Below are 15,719 nucleotides of genomic sequence, written 5' to 3' on the forward strand. Positions count from 1 at the left end.
GTGGTCATGCTTGCGTCCGCAAGAAAAGTTGCGGACGCAATAGTCTCAACTGCGGGGTCAGGCACCCAGGACGCCGATTTTCACGCGCTTACGAAGGAGGTCGCCGGTTCCGGGCGCTTCTTCGAGACCATCATCCTCACCGGCCAGCAGGGCAGCCAGGAAGTGATCGAGGCCATGCGCGTGGGCGTCGCCGATTACTACCAGAAGCCGGTGGCGCCGATGGACCTGCTCAAGGGCCTGGAGCGCCTGGAAGCACGCCTGCACGAGCGCATCCGCAGCCAGCTCAGCCTCAGCCACGTGAACCAGCGCCTGGAATACCTCGCCGAATCGCTCAACTCGATCTCCCGCGACATCCACAAGATCAAGTATGAAGTCCATGGCGGCGGCCAGCCGAGCAGCGCGTTGAAGGCCGAACAGCCGGAGGCGCCGAGCAGCGAGCCGAGCAATGCCGAGCAGATGGCGCCGGTGGTGAGCAATCCGCTGTTCAACAAGCTGTCGCCGCGCCAGCAGGCGGTGGCCCGCCTGGTGAGCAAGGGCATGACCAACTACCAGATCGCCTATGACCTGGGCATCACCGAGAACACCGTGAAGCTCTACGTGTCCCAGGTGCTGCGGCTGATGCACATGCACAACCGCACCCAGCTCGCCCTCGCCCTCTCCCCCACTGCTGCGCAGAGCAGCGCCGTGCACTGAGGCGCTGCGGCCACGACCTTCAGATCAGCAGCTCCGCGCCGCCGGTCTGGAGGTCGATCAGGCGCACGTCGAGAATGCCGGTCTGGATGCCCAGCAGCGACAGCAACGGGTCGATCAGTTGCTGGCCCAGGGCGCTGACCAGCGAGCCAAGGCCCGATGTCAGGTTCAGGGCGAGATCGGCGATCGAGTTGACGATACTGCTCAACGCACAGAGCAACCAACTGACGATGATGAGTGTGTCGCAGCTACCGCCAGCTTTGACCTGGATGCTCAGCGAATTCCCCAGACTGGTCAGCCCCGCCCCCAGGGACGAACCCAGCGGGCTCTGCACGCGCTTCGCCGCACTGGGCAGGTCCGCCGGTCCGTTCACCACGTAGCTCAGCGACTGCTCGCCCGGAATGGCGAACTGAGTCCCGACCGAGGTGCTGCTGGTCGGTGTCCCGCTCGCGCCGTTGCTGATGGTGACGTTCACCAGGCTTCCCGATGCACCCGACAGCAGGTTGACGCTGGCGTCGAGCGTGGCGCTGGCCACTCCCGGGCGCGCCTTCACATTGACCGTCACCGGCTGGCCCGCGCCGCCGCACTGGATGCTGTCGAGCGCCGCGTACCCCTCCGCCACGCCGACCTTCAGGCTCAGCGCCAGGTTCACCAGGTTCAGCCCCAGCAGGTTGGCGTTGGCGCCCACGGTCAGCTGCACCTGGGCATTCTTTGCCACCGTGCGCCAGTTGCCGCCGCTGTCCTTGCCGGGATAGCCGATGGCGATGGTCGGCGGCGAGATGACCTGCAGCTTCACCGTCGGAACCACCCCGGCAATGTTCTTGCCCTTGAGATCGAGATTGACCGCATTGTTCTTGTTCGCCACCAGGGCGGTGGCCATCAGCAGGTCGAGCAGGTTGACGCCGGTGCTCAGCGCGCTGTCACGCACACTGTCCGGGGCGACGACGCTGAGAATCTGGCCGAGGGTCAACTGCGCCGTCGGCACATTGATGCTGGCCAGCGTACTGCGCAGCAGCGCCGTGTTCACATTGGCCAGCTGCGAGGCGTCCGCCGCATTGATCATGGCCTGGAGCAACTGCGCAGCGGTGACGTTGGCGCCCAGCAGGCTGTCGATCTTGCCCAGTTCGAGGTTCACTCCAGCCAGCTTGAGCTGCTGGCTGAGCGCAAGCAGCGAGACATTGGCGCCCGCGATGCCCTGGTAGGTCACCAGGTCCAGGTTGAGCGAGGTACCCAGCAGGCCGCCGAGCAAGGCGTTGAGCAGCGGCGAATTGCTCGAATTGAGGCTGAGCACACCGCTGCCGGCGGAAAGCGCCGCCATGGCCGGTCGCCTGGCCACGGCCTGGGCGCTGAGCACGGTGGTGGAAGTGGCGCCGCTGAACAGGTTGGCGATGTTCAGGATCAGGCTGGACGGCACGCTATGGGTGGCGACCACGCGTACCGAATCGGCCGGATCACCGCCAGCGGTGAACACCCGGCGGGACTGCGCAGCACCATATCCCGCATCGAAGCTGACGCTGCCCAGGGTCGCCGTCAGGGAGTCGCCGCTGGTGGGAACGAAGCCGTTCTTGGCGGCACTCGCGGTGACATAGCCCGGAAGGTAGGAGGCCAGCTGCGTGCCGCACAGCCCGCCCAGCGAGGCACTCTCCAACGCTGCCATGTCGACGACGCGCTGCAGCTTGCGCTGCTCGAAGTACAGGCGGCCGGTGTCGACCACCAGCGCCAGGCAGATCAGCGCCAGCAGCAGGGTTCCCGCCGCCATGACGCCGATTGCGCCGCTTTGCCGTTTGCGTCCCATGGCACGCTCCCGCAAGGCTCACTTGCTGCCGGTGCTGAAATCCTTGTCGTCGAGCAGATACTCGGGAATCTCGTGGGTATAGCTCTTCAGGTAACGCTGGTAGGCGCGATCGCGCTCCGCCGGCGTGGCGCTCTGTGCAGTAGCCGATGCCGCCTTGCCGCTGGACTGCAGCTCAAGCCAGGTCAGCACTTCCTGCTGATCGCGGGCGCTGGTGCCCGGCTTTGTCGCAGCCTTTTCGACCGCCTGCGCCAGGCTCGGCGCGGCCAGCAGTGCAGCGACCAGAATCCATGTCTTCATCGCCTTCCTCCCTGCCCGCCTCAGCGGGCCTTGAACAGCAACTTGGCATCACGCGCCACCGCGGGAGTCGCACTCACCAGGGCCGGATGCGCATCGTCGGTCGGCTCATCCACGTAACTCACGCTTTCAGCCTGAACTGGCGGCTGGCTGGAAGGGCTCACCGGCCGCAGGTCCCGAGCCTGGTCCTGGGCCGCGCGCACCTGGTCGGCGGACAGGCCGATGCTCTGGATCAGCCGGCTGGCCTCGCTGTTCTCACCCTGGATGAACATGACGCTGAGCAGGTTGGTGGCCGGCAACTTGTCGTGCTCGTCCAGCTCCATGGCGGTGATGAATTCGAAGCGCGCTTTCTCCAGTTCACCGCGCCGCATCAGGACGTAGCCCAGGTCATTGCGCAGGGCGCTGTCCGTCGGTTGCAGGCGCGCCGCCTCGCGCAGCTCGCGCTCCGCCACCACCGTATTGCCGCCGCGCATGGCGATCTGTCCCAGTCCATGGTGGGCCTCGGCGGCCTTGCAGGTGTTCAGCAGGCTCTGGTAGATCACCTGCGCCTTCGGGTCGCCGATACGACGCAGGGCCAGCGCCTTGCTCTCGCGCACTTCCAGCGAATTCGGCGGCAGGGTTTCCAGGTTGGCCAGGGCCGCGTGGGCCCGTCCGTTGTCGAGCATCTCGCGGGCCAGATTGAGTTGCAGCTCAACCGACTGGCCCAAATGCTCGTCGCAGTTCTGGCCGACAGCGGGCCCGCCCAGCGTGTCGAAATTGGCGCAACCGCCCAACGCGAGACTGAGCAGGCCGATCAAACATGCGCTTCTCATCCCATTCCCCCCATGGCCTTGGTAATCGCGAGAAAGCCCGGCCCGGCCAGGATGATCAGCAGCGCCGGGAACAGCAGCAGCATCATCACCAGGCTCATCTTCGCCGACAGCTTGCTGACCTTTTCCTGCAGCGCTGTCAGGCGCCGGTCTTCGAACAACTGCTTGAGCGTCTGCAGCGATGCCCTCGCGCTGCCGCCCTGGCGCACCATCTGGCGCAGCACGTTGCAGCAGTCGGTCAGCTCGCCCACCACCAGGCGGCGGCTCAACTGTTCCAGCTCCTCGGCCAGATCCAGGCCGCTGTCGGTGTGCGCCAGCACTCCCTCCAGCTCCGCGGCGAGGATTGGCACGATGTTCCGCCCTTCCTGGCAGACCACCCGCAGGCTCTGCTCAACAGTCAGGCCGGAGTCGAAGAGAATGCGGATCAGCTGGATGAACAGGATGACTTCCTCGGCCAGGCGCAGCCGCCGCTTTTCGGCGAAGTAGGCCAGAATCCGCTTGGGCAGGAGAAAGCCGATGCCGGCACCGAACAGGACCGGCACCATCGGCGAGGTCGCAGCATGGCCCGGCATGGCCAGGTAGACGACGACGATGCCCACCAGCAGTACGGGGCAGAGGATCAGTGACATGAGGTAGACGCTGCGTGGCGTACTGCCGCCCCAGCCCGCCTGATGCAGCAGCACGCGGACCTCGTCGTCGCGCAGGTGCAGACGCTTGCCCAGGCTGCTGCCGCCCAGTGCGTCGAGCAGGTTCGCCAGCCTCCGGTTGCCGCCGTGGGCGAGTGGCTGGCCACCCAGGCGCTGCTCGATCAGGCGCTGCTCGCGCCCCGCGGCACGGCCCTGCGACAGCCCCAGGAGCAGCGCCGCGAGCAGCAGGATCAGCACCAGCAATCCGTAATGTATCGGCATGGCGACTTCCTCAAACGCTCTTGAGCATGCGCCAGAGCGTGTAGCAGCCCAGCACCTGCAGGCCCAGCGACGTCAGCAGCATCCAGCGGCCGCCGCTGTCCAGCCACATGTTCATCAGGTAGCCCGGATTGGTGAACAGGATGTAGCCGCCGAGGCTCACCGGCAGCACCGCCAGGACGAAGGCGCTCAGGCGCGTCTCGCCGGTCATGGCGCGCAGCTGTCGACTTAGCTTCTCGCGCTCGTGGATGACCTTGATGATGTTTTCCAGCAGGTCGGTGGTGTTGCCGCCGTAACGGTGGTTGACCGCCACCCCCAGGGAGAACACATGCAGTTCCTCGACGTCGTAGAGCTCGGCGACTTCCTGCAGCGCCTCGGGCAGGCTGATGCCCAGCAGCACGTGGTTGTTGACCAGCGAGAGGATCTCCCGCAACGGATCGTCGGCGGCGCTGACCGCCTGGGTGATGGCGTCTCCCAGGGTACGGCCGGCGTGCAGGCTGCGGACCACCTGATCGAGGAAGTTGGGCATCTGCCGGATCATCTTCTGCAGGCGCCGCTGGTAGAGGATGTTGAGCAGCACATGAAAACCCAGCAGCGCGAGCGCCGCGCCACCCAGCATCCCCAGCGGACCGCCCAGCCGATGGCCGAACAGCGCCAGCAGCACGCCAGCCGCACTGCCACCCAGGAACCACGGCCGCATGTCCGCGATGCCCGCGCGCCGCATGCGCCGCGCCAGCCAGTGGCTGCTGCGGCCCTTGCCGCCCTGGACCACCGGCTCGCCGCTGAGCCTGCGCATCACCAGCTCGTTGTGCCGCGCCCGCAGGCTCATGCCGCTGAGCCACACGCCCAGCAGCGCCAGCACCAGGCTGGCCAGGATCAGCACGGCCGCGCCGGTCATATCAGCACCTGGCGGAACTTCAGCCCGCTGGGCTGTGCCGTGCGGACGAACTGGCCGCTGCCACGCCGGTCGAGGCTGAACAGGGAGTTGGTGACGTACACGCCGTCGCGCACCTCCAGCACTTCGATGATCTCGCTGATGCAGCGGCGGCCGTTGGACAGGCGGGTGATCTGCACGACGATATCCAGCGCCGAGCAGAGCATCTGCCGCAGCGTCTGCTCCGCCACCGTCTGCCCGGTGAGGCCGACCAGCATCTCCAGACGCAGCAGCGAATCCATCGCCGAGTTGGCGTGCACGGTGCTCATCGAGCCGTCGTGGCCGGTGTTCATCGCCTGCAGCACGTCGAGCACTTCGACGCCGCGGATCTCGCCGAGGATGATGCGGTCCGGGCGCATCCGCAGGGCGTTGCGGATCAGGTCGCGGGCGGTCACCTCGCCGTAGCCTTCGGCGTTCGGCGGACGGGTCTCCAGGCGCACCACGTGGTCATGGCCCAGCTGCAGCTCGGCGGTGTCCTCGATGGTGACGATGCGTTCGCGCTCGTCGATGAAGCTGCTCATCACGTTGAGCAGCGTGGTCTTGCCGGTGCCGGTGCCGCCGCTGATGAGGATGTTGCAGCGGCAGGCCACCGCCTGGCGGATGAACGTCAGCATCTCCTCGTTGACGCTCTGGTAGGCCAGCAGGTCGGCGCTCTTGAGCAGGTCCTTGCTGAATTTGCGGATCGACAGGCAGGGCCCGTCCAGCGCCACCGGCGGGATGATCGCGTTGACCCGGCTGCCATCGGGCAGGCGCGCGTCGACCATCGGGCTGGACTCGTCCAGGCGCCGGCCCAGCGGCGCGAGGATGCGCTGGATGACCCGCTGCACGTGGTGATCGTCGATGAAGCGCAGGTCACTCTGGTACAGCCGGCCCTCGTGCTCGATGAACACCCGGTCGGGGCCGTTGACCAGGATTTCCGAGATGCCCGGATCGCGCAGGAGCATCTCCAGCGGGCCGAAACCGGTCAGCTCGTCCACCACCTCTTCGGCCAGGCGATCCAGTTCGTAGCGCGAGATCGCCAGCTGGCGTCGCGCGGCGTACTCGCAGACCTTCTCGGAGACGTACTGCGCCACCGCCGGGCGCGCGCCCTCCAGCAGGTTCATGCCGTCTTCGTCGATCTCGTCGATGATGTAGCGGTGCAGGCGCATCTTCAGGGCCTGCAGGTCCTGGTCATGGCGCCCGCCCTGGCCGCCGCTGCCCGGATAGCTCATGAACGCGCCGCCCTGGCCCGGCCGATCCAGCCGAACAGGCCGCGCTTCTCGACTGCGCCGGCGCCGAGGTTTTCCGCAAGGTCGCGCAGCTTGATGGTCAGCGGGTCACGCGGGGCCAGGTCGAACAGGCTCTGGCCGACGTTCTTGGCGCGCAGGCGGGCTTCCGGCGAGGCCGGCAATATGCCGAACAGTTCCAGGCCGAACATCTTGCCCAGCGCCGGCGCGTCCGGCGGCACCGAGGGCCAGTAGCGTTCGATCAGCAGTTCGATGCGCGGCAGTGTAGGCGTGCGCTCGCGCAGGCGACGCAGGCGCTCCAGGCCCTTCTTGCACGACGGCACGCTCTGGTCCACCAGCCACAGCACGCGATTGGCCTGCATCAGCAACTGACCGCTGAGCTCGCCCTCGGCAAGCCCGGTGAGGTTGATCAGGATATGGCTGAAGGCGCTGCGCAGGTTGCCCAGCAGCAGGTACAGCTCGGCGGTGGTGATGCGCTCCAGCACGCCGGGCTCGTCCGACAGGCTGAGCACGCGCAGGCCGGATTCATGACGGGTGAAGGCGCTGTCGATCAGGGTCTGGTCGAGCCGGCGCAGGTTGCGCATGGCATCGGCGAAGGTGAACGCGGGCTCCATGCCGAGGATCGCAAGGGCCTCGCCGGTGGGCTGGCCGATATCCACCAGCAGCACGCGATGCTCGGGCTGGCGTTGCAGCGCCAGCGCCAAGTGCAGCGCGACGAAGGCGCCGTCGGCGTCCGGACGCGCACTGACCAGGCTGATCAGTTCGCCCTGCTGCACGGCGCTCACCGGCACCGTCGGCAGGCGTCCGCCCAGGCGCCGGACCAGGCCGCTCAGCTCGCTGGCGCGGGCGCCATAGGTGACGAAATCCCGCGCTCCGGCACGCATCGCCGCCAACACCAGCTGGTTGTCCAGCCCATCGCCCACCGCCACCACCGACAGCATTGGTCGCGCCGAGACCAATCCCTCGATCAGCGAGCTCTGCGCCACCACGTTGGCCTTGTTCAGGCTGGTGAAGAGCACGCTGGCGCCGGTGACATCCAGCAGCGCCAGCAACTCCTCCAGCGTCCCGCTGCCGGCCAGGACCACCTGGCCGCAACCGGACAGGCTGCTCTGCAGCCACTCCTGCTCCCCGGGGTGCTGGACCAGCGCCACAAAGGTCTGACTCATGCCCGTGCTCCCTTCCTTTGCCTTGCGCCCCGCTCTCTGGCGGGATATCGCTTCGTAGGTATCCATCAGCGTGACATCCCGCTACTGGCCTTGCGCTTGTCGAACCGGCCGTCTTCGAAGAAGTAGAACTCGGCAAAACCAGGATCGTAGTTGCGCAGGCCCTCGCCGGGCAGGCTCGGCAGCGCCGCGGTCGCGGCCAGCGGCTGGACCAGGTGCGGGGTGACGATCATCAGCAGCTCGCGGTCGTCCTTGTCCAGGTTGGAGGAACGGAACAGCGCGCCGAGCACCGGGATGTTGCCCAGGAAGGGAAACTTGTCGATGTTGCTGATGGTGTTGCTGCTGATCAGCCCGCTGATCACGAAGCTCTCGCCGTCGGCCAGCATCACGCTGGTATCGGTGCGCCGCACGTTGAGCGCCGGGACGGTGATGTCGGCGGTGCGGATGCCGTTGGAGTAATCCAGCTCGCTGACTTCCGGCGCCACCTTCAGGGCAATGCGGCGATCGCTCATCACCGTCGGCGTCAGGGTCAGGCGCACGCCGAACTCCTTGTATTCGATGGTGACGGTGTCGTTGTTGCCGTTGGGCACCGGGATCGGGAACTCACCGCCGGCCAGGAAGGAGGCGCTCTGCCCGCTGGTGGCGACCAGGCTCGGGCGCGCCAGGGTGTAAGCGAAGCCGCTGCCTTCCAGGGCGTTGATGAAGCCCAGCCACTTGCTGCTGCCACCGCCCCAGATGATGTTGAAGCCGCTCTGGCTGGTGCCGAAGTTGCCGCCCAGGCCGCCATCGACGCCGACCTCCAGATTGCCCAGGCTGCCGGGCGCACCGAGTACGAAGGTATTGGAGCCGCGCCGCACCAGCGAGGTGCTGGCCTGCTTGAGCTTGCTGCGGCTGACTTCGACGAAACGGATGTCGGTCTGCACCTGGTTGGGCAGGCCAGCGGCCGTGGCGCCGACCGCCGCGGCGACATCGCCGACGGCCCGCGAACCCACCCGCACCACGCTGCGCATGGGTTGGTCGCCGCAGGAGGTCCAGATCAGCAGGCTGGTCAGGCCTTCGGCCTTGCCGGTGACGAGGAAATTCTTCTTGTCCAGGACCTGTACGTCGGCGATGTTGGGATCGCCGATGGCCAGTCGCTTGATCGGCACCGGCAGTTGCTGGTCACGCTGGGCGCCCTGCTCGACATCGAGGTTCAGCTGCTGGCCGGCAAATCCCGCGCAGGCGCTCGGCACGGCCTGCGCTGCGGAGTGAGCGAGGCAGGCGAGCAAGGTGAACAGGGACAGGATGAAGCGCTTGGACATCGATGCACTCCTTGCTCAATGGGCTTCACGGGAAATTTCGGTACCGCGGTAGACCACCACGCCGGAGTCCACCTGGGGCGCAGAGACCTGGCGCACGGCGGGGGCTGGCGCGGTCGCCGGGCGGGGTTTGCCGACCAGCTGGTCGAGGGTGATCGGCGGACTGCCGACAGCCCCCAGCGAAGCCTGCAGGTAGCCGCCCTCCTGCGCCTTCTCGTAGAGCTTCTCGTCCTTGCTGCGCACCGCCAGGCGCAGGGAACCGGCCTGGCTGGCCAGCATCAGGCGCGCAGCGGCCTGTGCGGGCACTGCCAGGACCGCGGTGCGCGGCGGTCGGGGAGACTGGTCCTTGGGGTCACCGGCATTGCGTGCCTGGCCATCCTTAGCCACGGCGATCTGCTCGCCGTAGGTCAGCACCCGCACGCCAGGCAGCACCACCTGGGCGCTGACGTTGCGTTCGCTGCCCTGCTGATCCTGGACGAAGAGCATCACGTCCACGTAGTCGCCAGGCAGTACGAAGCCGCCGCCACCGATGACCTCGTCCACCGGGATCGCCATGGCGCGTTCATCGGGCCGGATGGTCCGCGCCAGAGGCCCGCCGGGCTCGGTGACGGAGGCGCTGAGAATGCTCCCTGCCGGCACGGCGACCCAGACGCGCTGGCCGATCAGCGCTTCGGGTTTGGGGAAGCTGCCGGCGGGTGCGGTATGCAGCATCTCGACGGCCAGATCGTCCCGGGTGAGCACCGCCAGGGCGGGCAGATCCCGCGCAGCGACCACCACGGCCGTCCGTTGCAGCTGGTCGGCCCCGGCCAGCGCCATCGGCTGCGCATCCTCGACCACCCCGGGGTGCGGAGCGGGTGCTTTTCCGACATTCAGACCGAGGTAACCCACTACCCCTGCGCACACCAGCAACAGCCCGGCGAATACCATCAGCACCTTGCTATTCATGAATCCATCCTTGTGCGATATCAGGAGCGCGAGCAATTGCCCGTCATCTCATGAAAGGACGACGCCTCGCGCGTCAATATCCTTCAGCCCTTTATTGTTATGTCGGCGACACATTACAAATCGATAAGAATCTTTCCTGATAATCTGCCGCTGTTTGTTCCAAAGCAGAATTTAGTAGCTGCTTTAATAGCGTCAACTGCCAACTGGAAATTTCCAACCGTCACTTAGTTCTACTTCGCGATGACTATTACTTTGGTATTAGCGCTATTTGAACAATTGCATTCGGCCACGCTGCGCCTAGCCTGACGGTGAAGTCAGGGCATCCGCCCTGTTTGCAGTCGGGCGTGCACGGAGCCAAGGACATGGAAAAACAAACCGCAGTTAAACAACTTCCGCAGAATCTCTACGGCAAACTCAAATCCTTCCTCCGCGATCGCGAAGGTGCCACCGCGATTGAATACGCGGTAATTGCCGGTCTTATTTCCATTGCACTACTGACTGCCGCCACGCCGATCGGTACCAAGATCGGTGCGCTGATGACGGCGATCAAGACCGCCATCGGCGCGTAACCGGCCTGACCCGAATCGTTCGCGGAGCCGGCATGGCTCCGCCGATGCCGCTGTCCCTTGCCCGGAGGGCACGTACATGGAACGCACGATCGACTCGGTAAAACGCCTGTACCGGCAGTTCAGGACTTTCCTGGCTGATCAGGAGGGAGCCACGGCCATCGAATACGCCGTGATCGCCGGCCTGATTTCCATCGCCATCGTCACCGCGGCCAGCCCCATCGGCACCAAGGTCGGCGCGCTCATGGCCCAGGTGCAGACTGCCCTGGGCCTCTAAGGGCCCCTGCGGATATCGCGGGCGGCAGCGCGCCGCCCGCGATTCCAGCCAATCCCGCTAAAGTCCCCGCCGCCCCGGCCGATACCTCCTGCTCTCCCTTGTTCCATCTGCAGGATGCTTCTCCAATGCTTCGCTCGCTGTCCTTCTCCCGGAAGATTCTTCTGGCGGCCTCCCTCGTGGTGACCTTCGCCTTCGCCTGCTTCATCCTCTTCAACGATTTCCGCCAGCGCCAGGCGATCCACGCCGATACGCAAGGCTACCTGAGCGAGGTCGGCAGCCTCACCGCCAGCAATATCCAGAGCTGGCTGGAAGGCCGCATCCAGCTGGTGGAAGCCGAGGCCGCGCAGCTCGCCGACGGCGAGCCGACGCCCGAGCGCATCCAGCACGTGCTGGAGCAGCAGGTGTTCCAGAAGAACTTCGAGTCGGTCTACCTGGGTGAAGCCGCCAGCGGCGTGTTCACCATGCGCCCCTACGCACCGATGCCCGATGGCTACGACCCGCGCACCCGCGGCTGGTACAAGGATGCCGTGGCAGCCGGTCGACTGATCGTTACCGAGCCCTTCCTGGACGCCGGCACCAACGAACAGATCCTCGCCATGTCCATGCCGGTGATGCGCAACGGCCAGCTGGTCGGCGTGGCCGCCGGCGACATGAAGCTGGAAACCATCACCGCGATCATCAACTCGCTGAAGTTCGACGGCGACGGCTATGCCTTCCTGGTCAGCGACGCTGGCAAGATCCTCCTGCACCCCGACAGCAGCCTGGTGTTCAAGACCCTCGGCGAGGTCTACCAGCAGGGCGCGCCGAAAGTGCAACCGGGCGTGCAGGAAGTCAGCATCAACGGCGAGGACCAACTGGTGTCGATGACCCCGGTGAAGGGCCTGCCGGGCGTGACCTGGTATGTCGCGCTGGTGCTCAACAAGGACTCCGCCTACGCCATGCTCAGCGACTTCCGCAACACCGCGATCATCGCCACCGTCATCGCCATCGTTGCCATCCTGTTCCTGCTCGGCATGCTGATCCGCGTGCTGATGGCGCCGCTGACCGACATGGGCCGTGCCATGCAGGACATCTCCCAGGGTGACGGTGACCTGACCCAGCGCCTGAAGGTCGCCAGCAATGACGAGTTCGGCGTGCTGGCCAATGCCTTCAACCGCTTCGTCGAGCGCATCCACGAATCCATCCGCGAAGTGGCCTCCACCGCGCGCCAGCTGCACGACGTCTCGCAGTTGGTGGTGAACGCCTCCAACTCGTCCATGAGCAACTCCGACGAGCAGGCCAACCGCACCAACAGCGTCGCCGCGGCGATCAACGAATTGGGTGCCGCCGCCCAGGAAATCGCCCGCAACGCCGCCGACGCCTCGCACCATGCCACCGATGCCTCGCACCAATCGGCGGACGGCCGCCAGGTGGTGGAACAGACCATCAGCGCGATGAATCAGCTGTCCGGCAAGATCAGCTCGGCGTGCGCCAACATCGAGGCGCTGAACAGCCGCACGGTGAACATCGGGCAGATCCTGGAAGTGATCAAGGGCATCTCCGAGCAGACCAACCTGCTGGCACTCAACGCCGCCATCGAAGCCGCCCGTGCCGGTGAAGCCGGTCGCGGCTTTGCCGTGGTGGCGGACGAGGTGCGCAACTTGGCGCACCGCGCCCAGGAGTCCGCGCAGGAAATCCAGAAGATGATCGAGGAGCTGCAGGTCGGCGCCCGCGAGGCCGTGGATACCATGACCGAAAGCCAGCGCTACAGCCTGGAAAGCGTGGAGATCGCCAACCGCGCCGGCGAGCGCCTGGCCAGCGTCACCCACCGCATCGGCGAGATCGACTCGATGAACCAGTCGGTGGCCACCGCCACCGAGGAACAGACCGCCGTGGTCGACTCGCTGAACATGGACATCACCGAGATCAACACGCTGAACCAGGAAGGCGTGGAGAACCTGCAGGCCACCCTGCGCGCCTGCGCCGACCTGGAGAACCAGGCCGGCCGCCTGCGCCAGTTGGTGGACAGCTTCCGCATCTGATCGCTGCGGACAGAAAAAAAGGCGCCTGCGGGCGCCTTTTTCATTGGGTTTAAATCGGGCATCGACCTGTAGGAGCGGACCTTGTCCGCGAAATCTACCCGGTGCCTCTGAAATATCCGGCGGAGATCAGATCACTTCGCGGACAAGGTCCTACCTGGAAACCTCTGCGCTGCGGGTCCCTCCCCCCCGCCCTCTCTCTGAAGGGAGAGGGAGCCATCCGAGCCGGCCGATGCGTCAGTTTCAGCCGGCACCGATCCAGTCCCCTCTCCCTTCGGAGCGGGAGCTGTCTGTGCCGGCTGAAGCCATCGTTTCAACCTGCACCGAACGGTCCCCTCTCCCTTCAGGGAGAGGGTTAGGGAGAGGGAAACTCAGGCACAGATTTCCGGGACAGAGACAGTTGCTCCTACAGCTCGACTCCGAACTTCCGAACAAAATCACTCGCGGTGTATCACCCTTGAAACACCCGCCACAGAGCCACCCCTACCGTTCGTCCGACTCCTTCAAGCTTCCTCCTGGCACGCCGAAATCAAGGGTGAAGGCCTTTGATACCCACCAACAAACCGGGCCTGTCCTCACCGCCGGCACAAGGGAGTACCGGCCACGCCCGCGCGGCTATCCGCCCCGCTGGCGCCGTCCGTTCCACACCACGGGAACGGGCGTTCTGCGGCGACACCGGATCTGTCGCCCCGGACTTACGCCGTTCAGGCATCCCACTACCTCCGGACTCGACGCAGCATGATCAAGAGCCTGAAATTCAGCCATAAGATCCTCCTGGCCGCTTCTCTTGTTGTCTTCTCGGCATTCGCCCTCTTCACCCTCTACAACGACTACCTGCAGCGCAACGCGATCCGCGAGGACCTCGAGGATTACCTGCGGGAAATGGGCGACGTCAGTGCCAGCAATATCCAGAACTGGCTCAGCGGCCGGCTGCTGCTGATCGAAAGCACTGCGCAGACCATCGCCCGCGACAGCACACCGGAACACCTGAGCGCGCTGCTGGAACAGGACACCCTGCGCAAGACCTTCAACTTCACCTACCTGGGCCAGGAAGACGGCGCCTTCACCATGCGCCCCAACAGCGCCATGCCCGACGGTTACGACCCGCGCACCCGCCCCTGGTACAAGGATGCCGTGGCCGCCGGCGGCACCACGCTGACCGAGCCGTACATCGACGCGGCCACCCAGGAACTGATCATGACCGTGGCCACCCCGGCCCGCGCTGCCGGCAAGACCGTGGGCGTGGTCGGCGGCGACCTCGGCCTGCAGACCCTGGTACAGATCATCAATTCGCTGGACTTCAGCGGCATGGGCTACGCCTTCCTGGTCAGCGGCGACGGCAAGATTCTGGTGCACCCGGACAAGAGCTTCATCATGAAGTCTCTCTCCGACATCTACCCGCAGAACACACCGAAGATCGGCAGCGGCTTCAGCGAAGCCGAGCTCAATGGCCACGAACGCATCCTCAGCTTCACCCAGGTGAAAGGCCTGCCGTCGGTGAACTGGTACATCGGCCTGTCCATCGACAAGGACGCGGCCTACTCGATGCTGAGCAAGTTCCGCGCCTCGGCCATCATCGCTGCCGCGATCGCCATCGTCGCCATCCTGCTCCTGCTGGGCATGCTGATCCGCGTACTGATGCAGCCGCTGACCACCATGGGTCGCGCCATGGAAGACATCGCCCAGGGCGAAGGCGACCTGACCAAACGTTTGAAGGTCGCCAGCAACGACGAGTTCGGCGTGCTGGGCAATGCCTTCAACCGTTTCGTCGAGCGTATCCACGAATCCATCCGTGAAGTGGCCTCCACCGCGCGCCAGCTGCACGACGTCTCGCAACTGGTGGTGAACGCCTCCAACTCGTCCATGAGCAACTCCGACGAGCAGTCCAACCGCACCAACAGCGTTGCCGCGGCGATCAACGAGCTGGGCGCCGCCGCCCAGGAGATCGCCCGCAACGCCGCCGACGCCTCGCACCATGCCACCGATGCTTCGCACCAGTCTGCGGACGGCCGCCAGGTAGTGGAACAGACCATCAGCGCGATGAATCAGCTGTCCGGCAAGATCAGCTCGGCCTGCGCCAACATCGAAGCGCTGAACAGCCGCACAGTGAACATCGGGCAGATCCTGGAAGTGATCAAGGGCATCTCCGAGCAGACCAACCTGCTGGCGCTCAACGCCGCCATCGAAGCCGCCCGTGCCGGTGAAGCCGGCCGTGGCTTCGCCGTGGTGGCCGACGAGGTGCGCAACCTGGCGCACCGCGCCCAGGAGTCGGCCCAGCAGATCCAGAAGATGATCGAGGAACTGCAGGTCGGCGCCCGCGAAGCCGTGGACACCATGACCGAAAGCCAGCGCTACAGCCTGGAAAGCGTGGAGATCGCCAACCGCGCCGGCGAGCGCCTGGCCAGCGTCACCCATCGCATCGGCGAGATCGACTCGATGAACCAGTCGGTGGCCACCGCCACCGAGGAACAGACCGCCGTGGTCGACTCGCTGAACATGGACATCACCGAGATCAACACGCTGAACCAGGAAGGTGTGGAGAACCTGCAGGCCACCCTGCGCGCCTGCGCCGACCTGGAGAACCAGGCCGGCCGCCTGCGTCAGCTGGTGGACAGCTTCCGCATCTGATCGCTGCGGACAGCAAAAAGGCGCCTGCGGGCGCCTTTTTCGTGCGTGACGCTTAGGTTCCAGCGCGGTGCCAACCTGTAGGAGCAACTGTCTTTCTCTGACAGACCGTGCCTGGGATTTCCCCTCTCCCTAACCCTCTCCCTGAAGGGAGAGGGGACCGTTCGGTGCAGA

14 protein-coding genes and 1 pseudogene are annotated in these 15,719 nt (G+C 65.7%); 6 read left to right on the forward strand and 9 right to left on the reverse strand.

The genetic code is table 11. The features are described 5' to 3' along the window. A partial coding sequence (locus tag HNP46_RS35200; protein ID WP_260403352.1) for a LuxR family transcriptional regulator occupies window positions 1-693 on the forward strand: 693 nt, incomplete at its 5' end. A gap of 19 nt (window positions 694-712) precedes the next feature. On the opposite strand, the gene HNP46_RS35205 is transcribed toward HNP46_RS35200, so the two are convergent. From HNP46_RS35205 to cpaB, 9 genes are all read right to left on the reverse strand, one after another. Further along, window positions 713-2,485 carry a pilus assembly protein TadG-related protein gene (locus tag HNP46_RS35205; RefSeq protein ID WP_184598844.1) on the reverse strand — a complete coding sequence of 591 codons (1,773 nt, stop codon included), beginning with the start codon at window positions 2,483-2,485 and terminating at the stop codon, window positions 713-715. Between the two features lie 18 nt (window positions 2,486-2,503). Beyond that, entirely contained in the window at window positions 2,504-2,782 is a 279-nt protein-coding gene (locus HNP46_RS35210) for a DUF3613 domain-containing protein (protein ID WP_184598846.1), read from the reverse strand. A gap of 20 nt (window positions 2,783-2,802) precedes the next feature. Then, window positions 2,803-3,591: a hypothetical protein gene (locus HNP46_RS35215; RefSeq protein ID WP_260403353.1), complete on the reverse strand. Its 789-nt coding sequence runs from the start codon at window positions 3,589-3,591 to the stop codon at window positions 2,803-2,805. Further along, on the reverse strand, window positions 3,588-4,496 hold the full coding sequence (locus tag HNP46_RS35220; protein ID WP_184598848.1) for a type II secretion system F family protein: 909 nt from the start codon (window positions 4,494-4,496) through the stop codon (window positions 3,588-3,590). The genes HNP46_RS35215 and HNP46_RS35220 overlap by 4 nt, the downstream gene beginning before the upstream one ends. A gap of 10 nt (window positions 4,497-4,506) precedes the next feature. Beyond that, on the reverse strand, window positions 4,507-5,391 hold the full coding sequence (locus tag HNP46_RS35225; RefSeq protein WP_184598851.1) for a type II secretion system F family protein: 885 nt from the start codon (window positions 5,389-5,391) through the stop codon (window positions 4,507-4,509). Further along, window positions 5,388-6,638 carry a type 4b pilus Flp biogenesis ATPase TadA gene (gene tadA / locus HNP46_RS35230; RefSeq protein WP_184598853.1) on the reverse strand — a complete coding sequence of 417 codons (1,251 nt, stop codon included), beginning with the start codon at window positions 6,636-6,638 and terminating at the stop codon, window positions 5,388-5,390. Before tadA ends, HNP46_RS35225 begins: the two co-directional genes overlap by 4 nt. Further along, window positions 6,635-7,819 carry a type 4b pilus Flp biogenesis protein TadZ gene (tadZ, locus tag HNP46_RS35235; RefSeq protein ID WP_184598855.1) on the reverse strand — a complete coding sequence of 395 codons (1,185 nt, stop codon included), beginning with the start codon at window positions 7,817-7,819 and terminating at the stop codon, window positions 6,635-6,637. Before tadZ ends, tadA begins: the two co-directional genes overlap by 4 nt. A 65-nt stretch (window positions 7,820-7,884) precedes the next feature. Further along, window positions 7,885-9,117 carry a type II and III secretion system protein family protein gene (locus tag HNP46_RS35240; RefSeq protein ID WP_184598857.1) on the reverse strand — a complete coding sequence of 411 codons (1,233 nt, stop codon included), beginning with the start codon at window positions 9,115-9,117 and terminating at the stop codon, window positions 7,885-7,887. A 15-nt stretch (window positions 9,118-9,132) separates the two neighbouring features. Then, window positions 9,133-10,059: a Flp pilus assembly protein CpaB gene (gene cpaB / locus HNP46_RS35245; RefSeq protein WP_184598859.1), complete on the reverse strand. Its 927-nt coding sequence runs from the start codon at window positions 10,057-10,059 to the stop codon at window positions 9,133-9,135. Between the two features lie 362 nt (window positions 10,060-10,421). Between cpaB and HNP46_RS35250 the strand changes: the two genes are divergently transcribed. From HNP46_RS35250 to HNP46_RS35265, 5 genes and pseudogenes are all read left to right on the forward strand, one after another. Further along, window positions 10,422-10,628 (forward strand): Flp family type IVb pilin, encoded by a 207-nt coding sequence (locus HNP46_RS35250; protein WP_184598861.1) that lies wholly within the window; start codon window positions 10,422-10,424, stop codon window positions 10,626-10,628. A 76-nt stretch (window positions 10,629-10,704) separates the two neighbouring features. Next, window positions 10,705-10,902, forward strand: coding sequence for a Flp family type IVb pilin (locus HNP46_RS35255; protein ID WP_184598863.1), 198 nt, complete (start codon window positions 10,705-10,707; stop codon window positions 10,900-10,902). A gap of 125 nt (window positions 10,903-11,027) precedes the next feature. Continuing rightward, window positions 11,028-12,068, forward strand: a pseudogene (locus HNP46_RS36325) (HAMP domain-containing protein); the annotation flags it as partial. A gap of 90 nt (window positions 12,069-12,158) precedes the next feature. After that, window positions 12,159-12,923, forward strand: a complete 765-nt coding sequence (locus HNP46_RS36330; protein WP_409372492.1) for a methyl-accepting chemotaxis protein — start codon at window positions 12,159-12,161, stop codon at window positions 12,921-12,923. A gap of 735 nt (window positions 12,924-13,658) precedes the next feature. Beyond that, a complete protein-coding gene (locus HNP46_RS35265; RefSeq protein WP_184598867.1) occupies window positions 13,659-15,548 on the forward strand; it encodes a methyl-accepting chemotaxis protein in 1,890 nt (629 codons plus the stop codon). The last annotated feature ends 171 nt before the right edge of the window (window positions 15,549-15,719 follow it).

The sequence above is a fragment of the Pseudomonas nitroreducens genome, from assembly GCF_014204515.1.
Lineage (GTDB): Bacteria > Pseudomonadota > Gammaproteobacteria > Pseudomonadales > Pseudomonadaceae > Pseudomonas > Pseudomonas nitritireducens_A.